The sequence below is a fragment of the Succinivibrio dextrinosolvens DSM 3072 genome, assembly GCF_900167015.1.
GTDB lineage: Bacteria > Pseudomonadota > Gammaproteobacteria > Enterobacterales > Succinivibrionaceae > Succinivibrio > Succinivibrio dextrinosolvens.
The window spans coordinates 24915-37786 of the sequence record NZ_FUXX01000011.1; the positions used below are offsets into that span (position 1 = coordinate 24915).

At 35.5% G+C, this 12872-nt stretch carries 6 protein-coding genes; 2 read left to right on the forward strand and 4 right to left on the reverse strand.

Features of this window, described 5'->3' with window-relative positions:
- Positions 1–58 precede the first annotated feature (58 nt).
- Together B5D46_RS04550 and B5D46_RS04555 are read left to right on the forward strand one after the other, a co-directional pair.
- Complete coding sequence (locus B5D46_RS04550) at positions 59–1480, forward strand: YcjX family protein (RefSeq protein WP_078928434.1); 1422 nt, start codon at positions 59–61, stop codon at positions 1478–1480.
- Positions 1477–2568: a YcjF family protein gene (locus B5D46_RS04555; protein WP_078928435.1), complete on the forward strand. Its 1092-nt coding sequence runs from the start codon at positions 1477–1479 to the stop codon at positions 2566–2568. Before B5D46_RS04550 ends, B5D46_RS04555 begins: the two co-directional genes overlap by 4 nt.
- A 6-nt stretch (positions 2569–2574) precedes the next feature.
- Here B5D46_RS04555 and B5D46_RS04560 read toward each other — a convergent pair whose 3' ends face one another.
- The 4 genes from B5D46_RS04560 to B5D46_RS04575 form a co-directional block, all read right to left on the reverse strand.
- Positions 2575–4680 carry a transglycosylase domain-containing protein gene (locus tag B5D46_RS04560; RefSeq protein WP_078928436.1) on the reverse strand — a complete coding sequence of 702 codons (2106 nt, stop codon included), beginning with the start codon at positions 4678–4680 and terminating at the stop codon, positions 2575–2577.
- Positions 4681–4710: 30 nt separating this feature from the next.
- Complete coding sequence (locus tag B5D46_RS04565) at positions 4711–9546, reverse strand: alpha-2-macroglobulin family protein (protein WP_078928437.1); 4836 nt, start codon at positions 9544–9546, stop codon at positions 4711–4713.
- Between the two features lie 548 nt (positions 9547–10094).
- On the reverse strand, positions 10095–11249 hold the full coding sequence (locus B5D46_RS04570; RefSeq protein ID WP_143675604.1) for a hypothetical protein: 1155 nt from the start codon (positions 11247–11249) through the stop codon (positions 10095–10097).
- A gap of 7 nt (positions 11250–11256) precedes the next feature.
- Complete coding sequence (locus B5D46_RS04575; RefSeq protein WP_159443020.1) at positions 11257–12438, reverse strand: MBOAT family O-acyltransferase; 1182 nt, start codon at positions 12436–12438, stop codon at positions 11257–11259.
- Between the last annotated feature and the right edge of the window lie 434 nt (positions 12439–12872).

Here is a 12872-nt window from a genome sequence, read left to right on the forward strand (position 1 = left end):
TTTATAATTAAAATAGATAATTAAAAATCATAATCAGAGATAATAATTTGGAGCAGACATGAGGTTATTCTCAGATCCCTTCAAAACAGTAGATCGTCTGTTTGATGAGATTTCAGATTCCATAAATGAAGGAGTTAATCGCCTTTTCGACAAGGAGATTAAGATTGGTGTTACCGGTTTTTCAAGAGGCGGGAAAACTGCGTTTATAACCTCTCTTGTGAATACCATTCTGAATTTTGGAAATGAAGGTATAACCGATAAGCTCCCCAGATTTTCTGAATATGAGAAATCAGGAATCTATTATGGAGGAATCGCCCCTAATCATGACTTATCTGTTCCTGCTTTTCCTTATCATGAGTATTATGACGGTCTTGTAAAATCTGAGCCCATCTGGCCTGTAGCAACAGATAATATCAGTGAAATACGTCTTGAGATACGTTTTCGTGAGAATCGTTTTTTAATGCCAGGAGAGCATCGAAATCTTTATATTGATATATGGGATTATCCTGGTGAATGGCTTATTGATCTGGTGCTTCTTGAGCAGTCCTATGAGGATTTCAGCTTTATGATGCATAATCAGGTTAAAAAGCTCTCAAAGTTTGTAAAAGGCACTGAAGAACTTTTATCTCTTGGCTCTAAACTTGATCCGTTAAGATCACCTGATCCAAGATTGCTAAAAGAGAGTGTCGCTCTTTATGTAAATTGGCTTAAAGAATGTAAAGCTTTAGGCATGTCCTTAATTGTTCCTAGCCGTCAGGTTCTTCCTGGTAGTCTTGCTGGAGCTCCGATTATAGAATTTATGCCATGGCTTTGGGATATACCATCAGATTATCCAAAAGATTCTCTCTATGCTGTAATGAAGAAACGCTATGAGTCATACAGAAAAGATATTGTAGAGAATTTTTATGAAACCATGTTTTCAAAGCTTGATAGACAGGTGATTTTAATTGACTGCTTTTCTGCATTAAAAGGAGGAAAAGAGGCTTTTGAAAATGTGAATGATACCTTTGAGACCTTGCTTAAGAATTTCTCTTATGGAGAGAATAATCTTTTACGCAGAATTTTTTCTCCAAAAATTGACAAGGTAATCTTTGCGGCAACAAAGGCAGATCAGGTTACATATGATGAGGAGAAGCATCTTTTATCTCTGCTCCGCTCCATGGTAACTTCTGCATCACATGAAATTCGAGGTCAGAATACTAACTGTCAGTATATGGTGTTATCCTCAATTGCAGCTACAAAATGTCTTGAGATCAATTACGATGGCAAGAATACTCAGGTATTATCAACCGGACGGGATGAGGACAAATATTTTTATCCTGGCTCAATTCCTTCCCAGTGGTCTGAGCAGAGTATGGATGATTTTCAGAAACACTTTATTCTAAGAAAGCTGCCTCCACCTCTTATAAAGCCAGGGGATATTATTCCTAATATCAATATGGATGTAATGCTGAGTTATCTTCTTAAGGACAAACTATGAGTAACTTTAAAGCAGGCTTTGAAATACCTGATGAAGCCTTAAAAAATAATACTGCTTATGATTCTGAAGATACTCTTAAAGATGTAAATGAGAGTTATAAAAAAGGCTTTTTTGTTGAAGATAAGAATGATGCAAAAGAGATTAAAGCCTCAGATGTTTCTCATGACGAGCTTACAACCGTAAATTATTCTGATACTGATTCTGAAGATGAAGGTCAGGTCTTAAGAACAAGATTCTGGTCCAGTCCTATTTTTCTGCTTCTGCTGCTTTTAATAACAGTTGGGGGACTTCAGGTTTACGATCTTATAAATTCTGCCTTTGAAAAAAGTACTCTTGCCAGCTGGTGCTGGTCAGGCGGTATTTCTTTTGTTCTTCTGCTTGTGATTATTTCGATTTTCAGAGAACTTAAATCTGTCTGGAAACTAAAGAATACCTATGAATGCAGAATGGCCTATGAGAATATTCTACGCAATGGAAATGCAAAGGATGCAGTTTCTCTATGCAAAAAGATTTTTTCAGACACAGCTCCATCATCAAAAGCTAATCTTGATTCTTTTTTAAAAAAGGTTAAGCCTAATTTCTCTGTTGAAGATATCTTTGATATATATGAGCGGGATGTTTTATCTTCTCTTGATAAAAAAGCAAAAGATATTGTTATAAAACGCTCACGTGAAACTGGAGTTGTTGTTGCTCTAAGTCCAATTGCCTGGCTTGATATGGCATTCTCTTTAGCCCGCTCTCTTCGTATGGTTCGTGAAATTGCCGAAGTTTATGGTTATCACTGTGGTTTATGGGGCAGATTTGAGCTTTATAGAAAAATAATTCGTAATGTCGTGTTTATCGGAATTGCGGATTTGACTACCGATGCTATTACAGATGCTGTTGGTGCCAAGACTTTTGCTAAACTCAGTGCGGCTGTAGGGCAGGGGCTTGCTGCAGGTATCTACTCAACTCGACTTGGATATATGACAATTAAAGCTATCAGACCTCTTCCTATCTCAAAAGATAAGCTTACACTGGCTAATCTTCGTAAAGAGATGATTACAGGGGCTCTTAAGGTTTTAAGTTCTGATTCAAAGTCAGACTAATAAGACTTATTTTAGTTTAACTTCAAAATCTACACAGTCTGACTGAGCTTTTCCATCAAATATGCAGACTTTGTAAAATCCGTTTTGAGAAACTTCAATATAATCAGATTCTAGCTGACTGTCATCTGTATTTAAAAATACCTTTCCAGAACCGCCTTCATGTCTGATGTAGATTCTGCCTTTATAGTCAGGAGCTACTACACTGTTATTTAACGGGAAAGTAATTTTCAGTTTATCCTTTTGCCCCAGTATTTCTTGTTTTATATTCTGTTTTTGCAAGGCTTTTGGAGCTGTGTTTGAAAAGAGAACATCATCTATGTCTTCTTTATCAAGACTCTCATCTTTAAGCTGCAGAAGAATATCAAAAAGTACAGGAGCTGCATCGGTATAACCAGTGTTGTTGTAGTTTGTTGTGCGATTATCTGGATGGGTTATTGCAACTCCTACCGTGTATTTCCCATTTGAGCCAATCGCCAGGGCATCCTTGAATTTATAAGAGGTTCCTGTCTTATAGGATATAGTCCTGTTGTCTGGATGATTATCTGGTCTTGCCGTATTTTTCAGTATTTCAAAAACAGCTCTAGCCGATTCCTTTGATAAAAGTCTGAATGAACTAGCCTGAGTTATCTGATTATCATTTTCTGTATTATCTGAAGCTTTTCTGAATAAATCGTAAGGATAGAACTTGCCGTCTGTATTTAACATTGCATAAAGAGAGGTTAAATCTACAAGTGATATAGAACCGCTTCCTAATATTATGGAAGAATCCGGCATACCGTCGGTGATGAAGAGAATTCTTTTACGTTTATTTAATCTTTTATAAAAATCATCAGGTCCAACTGCTTTAATGACTTCAAGTGCAGGAATATTTAAGGACATGCACAAGGCATCCTTTGCCTTGATTTCACCGTTGAATTTATAGTTGAAATTATCTGGTTTCCATGAACCATATAATCTTCCGGTATCCTTCATAATGGTCTGAGGATGAAGCTTTCCAGATTCAAACGCCATAGCATAGGCAAATGGTTTAAGCGTGGAGCCTGGTGATCTCAGTCTGTATGGTAGACATATCTGATTGTTATTTGTATCTGAGCTGCCGTTAAGTGCTACTATCTGATGTGTTTTACAGTCTAAGACTACGGTACTTAATATGGCATTATCCCTTTTACTTATCTCGTATTTCTCGGCAGCTTCATTGAGAACATGCTGTATTTTTGAATCAATATTTGTATAAAACTCTTTTGAGCTGTTATTGTTATCTGTCTTTGTGGACTCTGCACGAGTGAAGGTGTAATTTCCAAGAGTATAGGCACTCTGCTTTAGATTGTGCAGTTTATAGCTGCAGTCCTCTGCCAAGGCAATTCTCATTAAATCTTCATTGATGATTTCATTTTTATAGGCAAGCTTAATTGCCTCATTCTTATAGTATCGTGCTCTTTTGGGATGTAAATCTGGTCTTATAAGTTCAGGAGCACGAGGCAGAGCTACCATTAAGGCCGATTCTGATGGCGTAAGTCTGTCGGGCAGATGATTAAACCATTTAAGTGAGGCAGCCTTTACACCTTCTATATTTGAGCCATAAGGGGCCAGGGTAAGATACCAGGTTAGAACCTTTTCACGGCCGAAGCGTGCTGTTATATAGACAGCACCAACGATCTCTTTGAGTTTATTTATATAAGTTCTTTTTTTATGATGAGATAGTCTTTTTACTACCTGCATGGCTATTGTGGATCCACCAGAGGTTATTTCCTGATTTTTTAGATTGTAAACAAGAGCCCTTGCAAGTGACTTAAAATCCACTCCGATATGTGAGTAGAAATTCTTGTCCTCGTTTGAGAGCAGCATCTTAAGATAGATATCACTTACATCCTCAGGAGTTGTGAGAAATCTGAAGATCTGAGAGTCTGAACTTAATGAGTAGGCAATTACATTGCCATCCTTATCAAATAATACCTTTGAGCGATTCTCTATAGGTGAGAGATCAATACTTGTAATACTGAAGATTACAAATGCTGTTACAGCTGTAATAAGAAGTAAAACTGTAAGGCATAGCCTTTTTACATAAAAGAATTCTCTAATCTTTGTAAGATGCATGCTTATTTTAAGGAGCATATCTTTTAAAAGATATGCTCCTGACTATTCCTATTTATTTTCTGTTTTGACTGACTTATCGCTATCATCTGTAACCTTAAGTGCCATTGGATCAGAATAATAATACTGTTTTAGGGTTACAGTCTTCTGAGTAAGACGACTCATAATCGGTGCTGATTTTCCTTTATAGGCTGCTTTCATAATGAAGGCAAAGGTTAAAGGTCTTCCATTCAGTTCACCTGAGACATTATATGAGGTATCTGAAAGAGCTGTTTCCATCTGATAATTCTCGTTAAGATTGTAATCCTGCAGGAAGGTGAATGCCTTTTTTGTTTCCTTTGAATCAATCTTACGCAGGAATATCATATTTGATGGAAGCTTAAGGTTTACATAGGCTTTTGAATCACTAATCTCTTTTGATTTTGCTGATACCAGAACGACGATATCGTCATTAACCTTAAGAACTGAATCATTGTTCAATGCCTTTCCATTCTTATCAAAGTACCATACATGAAGTGAAAGTGAATCTGGATTTACAACATCTCCTGCAACCTTTCCTGTAACCTGTACTGAAGCAACTGCATTTTTATCTGAATCATTTCGTACCTTGATAACACCGTTTTCAACCTTGGTGTCTATCTTTGAAATACTCTTAGAGTATTTTGTGGATAGCTCACTTATAACAGCCCTTGACTGGTTATCAAGATATCCATCCTTCAAAGCGTTATCATTAAGATTAGACAGCAGTGGGGCAACATCAGTGTTTTCATCTGCATTTAGCTTTTCCTTTAGAAGAGTTAAAACATCAAAGGAAACAGTGTTGATATAAAAAGGCTGATAGGCTTTTATTTCATTAAAAATCACCTGTCTCTTCTTTAGCTCTTTAGCCTCAAGATAACGCTGTTTCAGCTTCAAAAGAGTTTTAAGATTTTCTGAAGCCTGTTTTAGAGCCTCACTCTGTCTTTGTTTATCTCCATATAATGAGAATGCCTGTGCATAGTTACATAGAGCATTTATGGACTTTATCTCCCTGTGCTCAAAGTTATAGGTTAAGGTCGTATTTACATTAACTCCCTGAGATGCTGCTAGCTTCATGGCATAAGCTGCAACAGTATCATTGTCATCATTAAGATTTCTTGCAAGGGCCTTTTCTAGATACTCTAAGGTAGCACTGTTAACATCAAAGCCATCTCTATAGGCTTCATAGAGGAATTCTGAAGCGTATACAGCAGCGTATTTTGATGCCTCATAGTTATAGAAGTTGTAATTTACATATCCCTGCATGGAGATGTGAGACTCTACATAATCGATAATATCTGAGAGATATCTCTGATAATCCCTATACTCCTGTGAGTCTTTATCCTCCATGGTCTTAAGGGTATTTAAAAGAATCCTGCCTTTGGAAACTTCATCAAAGAAAGAATTTCTGTATTCAAAATCCAAAGATTTCATTAGAGCTTCATTATCGCAAAGAGGCATACCTCCAAGTATCACCTTTGCAGGAGTGTTATTTACAAAGTTCTGGGTAAGCTTTATATCTGATGATGACTTAGCTGGAATGGATACTATTGCATTCTCATTTATAGCAAAGCTTCTGTCCAGTACTTTGATATTCCTTTTATTTGAGAAGGAGTAATCGTCAGCTTTTACCTTGTACTCAACAAAGCCCTCACCTTCTGAGAGAGCCTTTATCTCAACTGTGGTCTTATCCTTTGAGTTTTTATCAGCGTGAAACTCTCCTTTTGCGTCGCATTTTAAGGTTCCGCTGCATTTTACTTCATAGCTGAATACTGACTTATCAGATGAGAGATTATCTAATCCTAAAACGGCACTAAGTTCATCATCATTATGAAGATAATAAGGCATGTTTAAGGTGGTTACAGCCTTATCCTTTATAGGAACCTCAAATGAGGTGCTGCCAACCTTATGACTGTTGTAGGCTGTAAGCATCAGTGTGGCGGTTGTTGAAACTGATGGAAGCTCAAAGTCAATTCTGGCTTTACCGTTTTGGACCTTAACTGCTTTTGTGTACAGGGATAAAATGTTGTCCTTGATATTGGATAATGCGGCAGCATTTTCTCCGGACATCATTTCATCGCCATAGCCCTGACCGTCACCTTTGATTTCTCTTATGATATGTCCATACATATCGACAATGGTGGTTTTAAGACCTTCCTTTCCTGCAAGTGCTTTTATAAGATTTGGAACCTTGTGCTTATTGATGGCAAGAATACCGTTATCAACCAGAGTTGCTGTTACATAGGTATCATCCTCAAGCTTTGAGTTATCCTTATTCTTGACCATAACCTCAAAATCAAGCTTTGAGTTTGGCTTAATCAGAGTGTTCTCTTTGCTTATATTATCCAGTGAGGATGTAAGCTCAAGCTCGGATTTAGAAGAGTCAACCTTGATGTAGTTAAGTCCAACAGCACGAGCTGCGGTTTTATATGGATTATCCATTGCACTGAAGGTGGTTAAAAGGGCATAGGTGCCATAATTAAATGACTCATCAACCTTCAGCTTAATCTCATTTAAGCCCTTTTTAATCTCATAGTGTGTAAGGCGGTTTACTCCATTGTTACCTAGAACCAGATCCGCATAACCGTCAAACTCACTTTCAAAGCTTAAGGTTGCGGTATCTCCACTCTTGTACTCTTCCTTATCAGAGGTTAGTACAAATCTGTCTGGGGAATTTGGATTAAAGTTACTGTAGCATCCTACAAAGAAGTTATAGGAGGTATTAAATCCTGTTTTGTTATCGGTTATTTCAAGAACATATGCTCCATCCTTTAAATCAGCTTTAATGCCGTTCTTTTTGATATCGGAGGAGAGATTGAGTTCACCTGAGGTAACCGGAGTTCTGTATTCGTTTTTGATAAACTTCCAGCTGTTATTCTCAAAGATATACTGATAGCTGATGTTCCTTTTCTGAATAACGTACTGTGCATTTCCATCAAGGGCTGTACCATCCTGTCTGCACATAACTACGTTAAACTCAGTGTCATCAGAGTTGTTCTTTATCCTCTTTACACCAAGCATTGGATAGTCAAAGGCATATTTATACTCGTGATTGAGATAAAACATATCTGATGCAGGATCCATGATGTTAAGACTCAGATCAAGCATCTGTGGATACTTAGCCATAGCAACGGAAGGTGTAAAGGTAAATCTGCCTTTTTTACTGGTCTTACCAGAGTCTATGGAGAGGTTTTTAACATAATCTGAGGTAATATCCTCGTTAAGGCCAAAGTAATAATCCTTAAACTTATCAACCGGATGATTGTCTGGTTTTATGAGGTAATATCCGTCTACGTTAAGATCGGAGGCAAGAGAACCGTAATTGTATTTTGATTCAATCTCAATACTATCTCCATCCTTAAGGATATTTTTCTCTGAGACAAACCTGGCATTGATGGAGCTTGGTTTAAAGGCTGCTACAGTAAATTTAGATGAGGATAGGACCTGCTTTTTGTCATAGCCAAGCTCAATACGGTATTCACCTAAAGCGGCATTGTCTGATAGGGTAAATTCATAATCAAATACACCTGCATGTGGTTTATCTAAAGTTACTTCCTTTAATACAGTAAAATCTGGCTTATAGATGGTAAGCTTTAAAGCCTTAAGAGGAGCTGCACTTAAGTCAGCATTGCGGACATGAGCCTGATAATAGACCTTCTCTCCAGGTCTTAAAAGACTTCTCTGGGTAAAGGCATAGATTCTGTAGTTTGACTGTTTTATAAGTCTTGAGTATATGGTTCTGTCATTATCATCTGCATATTCATTATCTGTTGCCGCATCCTCTAAATAAAGGTTTTCTGAGCGTAAATCCAGAGGGAAGGTGTCTTTATTATCTGTAATCAGAACTGCTGCAGGTTCTCTTGAATTATTACCGCTAATGAGCTTCTCATCAAAATGAGCATAGCCGTTTGAATCTGTTGTGGTTACACCAAGAACTTCATTACCTGATGACAGAAGTTCAACTTTTGCTCCGCTCTTTGGCTTGGCGCTCTTAAGTGATCTTACTGCGATATCAAGTCCTAATGCTCCCTTGTATGCAGTGGCTCCGATATCGGTTATAAAAAGAAGTTTTGATAAGGCTAATGAATCATACTCAGGTGCCAGCTCATAAAGACTGTCACCGTCATTCTTATCTGCTGCAGTGATTAAAAGTACAAACAGGCCATCCTTAAGATTATCTCGAAGATCACTGATATTTACGTTAGTTGTGATTCTTTCATTTTTCTTTTGAGGAAGCTTGTAGACCTTTGATTTTATAAATTCACCATAATTATCTAAAAGTGAGTTTATCTGCCATTTATCAAGTCTGTTATCTAAAAGCGTAAATAAGGAAGCTCTTGGAATATCTGAGGTTGCAATTCTGAAAACCGAAAGCTTAAAGCTTTGCATGTTAATTGAGTTAATACTGATACTCTCAGAATTGTTCATAGGAAGGACAAGTCCATTGGTAAATGAAACACTTGATTTTGCATCTGAGGTCTTAAATTTTACAGTCAGATCCTTATCGGTTGTCCTGGTATTAAATCCTTCAATCCCTTTCTTTATGGTAAGTTCGTAATCTTCACCGAACTTAAGTCCGCTTAAACAAAGTTTTCTCTCTGAGACAAATGGAGAGATGCTGTTAACCTCATTTCCCTTGCTGTCTTTTAAAAGTAGATTCTTTTTAAGAATATCTGGCTTTTGAATATCACTCATTTCATCGTTAAAGATAAGACAGGAGGTTGCCGTTCCCTGTGTGCTCTGATCAATGATTCTCTGAACTTTAAGAGAGCTGTCCTGATTTTTCTTAGGAACAGCATCTGCACAGTTTGCTTCTATGGAGGCTGCGGTTAGAGCTGAGAGGATTAGGATTTTTGAGCTGGTATTCATGATTATGGCCTTATGTCTTAGGTAGTCTTATGCCTGCGTTTTATATTTAAGCGTACGTTCCTATATTTTAAATAAATAATACTTATATCTATGATATTGAATGGTATTTGTTTGAAGTTGGGCATGGAAAATATAGATATCCTTTTTGTGAAGAATTACCTGTTTTATAACTAGAGTTCGACGAGAATGTGGGGAGCTAAAAAAAAAGATAAGATTGCATACCAAATATGTATGGCCTCTTTTCAATGTGGGAAGAAACTATTAAGCTTTCAAAAAAGACTTAAAAACAATAAACCTGTGTTACAAAAAATCAAATAATTTGATTTTGCTCTCGACGAGACACTAGGCTTAATTTTAGTAATTTGCATGCAATTCGTGGCAACGTTCCTGTCATGGCCTAGTATTTTTTGAGTATTTATACACTAAAAAATATGGCATGATCTATTTTTGAACGGAGAGTAATCAAAATTCATAAACGTATAATTAACAACTCAATATAAAGTTTATAAGTTGGGCTTTTCTCAATCATTTCAGTTTAATAATGAATTTTACTTTTTGATCAAAACATTAAGTTCATTATGAAATGATTTAATATCGAATGAATAGCAGCCTTTTATGAAATCATCAATATATTCATCAATATTGTTCTGATCTAAGGAATATCGATCTTCTTTTATGTATTCAAGGAGCTGATAATTCATTTCTCTAGAAAAATGGATCATATCTTTATAATTCTTCACGTCTGAAGCAAAAGGTAAATTATCAAAACCATATAGTTTGAAATTCTTAAATGATGATGCCACTCTTGCTGAGACCCTCAGGAACTCGGCATATATTTCTGTTGCTTGACCATCCTGATTTCGAAGATCTAGAGAATAGAAAAGTTTAAAGTATGGCTGTGCGTAACAGTAGAAAACAGTTTCAGGATGTGCTTTAACCAAAGATACAATATTCTCGTTGATGTTTTTTTCTATTTCCCTTTTAATTGCCTTAGGCAAAGTCTTTAAAGGTCTTGAAGTAATTAGATACTTATTATTAACATCATTATATGTTCGATCGTTTTGATAGTGCTGTGCCCATTTTTCAATACCGCCAAATCTTGAATTATGAGCTGGATAGTAAATCCATGCGTTATGCTCATCAATGTTGAGTTTGTGTCCAAAGCAATTATCGTCAAAATGAGTTCCCAATATTCTGTTAAAAGTATGTTTAACGAAACATTTTGAATACTTATTGTTAAAATAAATAAGAATATCATTTATTGGATTTCTGTCGTATAGAATGTCAAATCCTTCAGTAGAATTAATAATCAGATCACCAGTTAATAACAGTAATACCTGCTTTATGTTCTTCTCTCTAAAAACTTTTTCAAGAACAATTTTTCTTTCATTATTTCGACTTCCTGACATCGATAAATTAAACCATTTTCCAGGGAGATAATCTGCTGTTTTTTTATGACTCAGGTTCTCCATGTGAGAATTGCCGATAATTACAGAATTAAAATCAAATGTCCTTATATATCCGGCATTTTGGAGACGTTGATCTGTGGAATAAGGCGCATTTTCCTTATCTTCCGGTGTCGTAAATATATGTAAAGGATCAAAAAAGAAAGCCATAAAATAAAATATTATGAATAAACACAATATGCCGGAACAATGTAATCCTAAGAACAGGAAGGATGCCTTTTTGTATGAATTATTCATTTTGCTATTAGAAATTGAAATATATAAATGTTGTATATGAATTTGTCATTATCTTAGCTAGAGATAACCATATAACTCCTGCAGAAAACACAGCAATCAGAATTGATGCCTTTTCACTGTACTTATCGTAAATATTCTGAGCTTTAGGAAACAGATAAACAATTATGAAGCTCATAATAATCATATAGAGATAAAGCCGCAGCTGATGTAAATCAAATCCAGATTTAATTTTCCAGTTAACTCCATGAGGAACGTTCAGACTGAATAAGTTTTTGAATACAGCAGTCATGCAATGAACATTGTCACTTCTGAAAGCTATCCAGAACAAAGATACAGTTATAAAGGTAATAATTATTGATGGAACTCTAGGAAGTTTAAATAAATTAGATTCTGAATATACTCTGTGGATCACCATTGCGATGCCATGTAAAGCACCCCATAGAATAAAATGAATACCGGCCCCATGCCATAGACCAGAGATGCATAGCATTAAAAATATGTTAATCAAAGTACGTTTCTTACCTTTTCTGTTACCACCTAAAGGAATGTAAACGTATTTTGTTAGGAAGTATCCTAACGTAATATGCCATCTTCTCCAGAAATCTCTGATTGATTCTGCTTTATATGGATCATTAAAGTTCTGAGGAAGTTTAATTCCAAGAATTAGAGCAGAACCGATAGCAATATCGCAATAACCGCTAAAATCAAAATAGATTTGAAATACATACCCAATAGTTGCAAGCCAAGCTTTGATTGTGTTGAGATTGGAAAAATCTGTATACCAGACATCAACGAAACTCGCAATGTAATCAGCTAGATATATTTTTTTTACACAACCTATTGCAATTAGAAAAATACCGTTAAGGATCAACTTATAGTTGATTTCTTTTTTTATAACTTTTAATTGAGGAACTAAATCATGATACTGTACAATTGGGCCTGCTATAAGATGAGGAAAGAATAATACAGCCCCAGCATATTCAATGAAATCACATTCAGGCGCTTCTTTCTTATAATTATCAATTAACCATGCTATTTGCTGAAACGTATAGAATGAAATAGCTAAAGGAAGAATGATTTGGCTTATATGAATTGATAGCCCAAAGAACTGACTGAACTTATCTACAAAGAAATTTGTATATTTAAAATATCCTAACAAACAAACATTGGTGATAACACCTAATGACAAGATCCATTTTTTTTTGTACTTGTTTATGCCGAATTTTGTTATAAAGTAGTTAAAGAACAAAGAGAATCCAAGCAGAGAAAGGTACTTTACCCCCCCCATGTATAATAGAAGATGCAACTTGCAAGGATGATTGTATAAAGAGCACTTCTTTTTTCACTCATTAAATAAAAAACAAATACAGTCAAAGGAAAGAAGATAATTAAATATTGGAAGGAAGTAAAAAGCATTTTATAGTTCTTCAGTTATTGATAAATAGAATTTTTATTAGACGAAATTATTTTATACTATTCAGTAGAATATTTGAAATTATTATGAAGTAATATCTAATCTCAAGAATTTTTTTTAACAATACTTTTTTTCATAGGAAAGTAACTCTATTTAAATAGAAGTTCTTTAGTAGCTCTCCATATTACTCAAAATTTAATATAGAGAAA

Coding starts and splice junctions, on each gene's coding strand:
- B5D46_RS04570 (WP_143675604.1), bottom strand. CDS start 11,249: ATGAATAATTCATACAAAAAGGCATCCTTCCTGTTCTTAGGATTACAT.
- B5D46_RS04560 (WP_078928436.1), bottom strand. CDS start 4,680: ATGCTCCTTAAAATAAGCATGCATCTTACAAAGATTAGAGAATTCTTT.
- B5D46_RS04555 (WP_078928435.1), top strand. CDS start 1,477: ATGAGTAACTTTAAAGCAGGCTTTGAAATACCTGATGAAGCCTTAAAA.
- B5D46_RS04565 (WP_078928437.1), bottom strand. CDS start 9,546: ATGAATACCAGCTCAAAAATCCTAATCCTCTCAGCTCTAACCGCAGCC.
- B5D46_RS04550 (WP_078928434.1), top strand. CDS start 59: ATGAGGTTATTCTCAGATCCCTTCAAAACAGTAGATCGTCTGTTTGAT.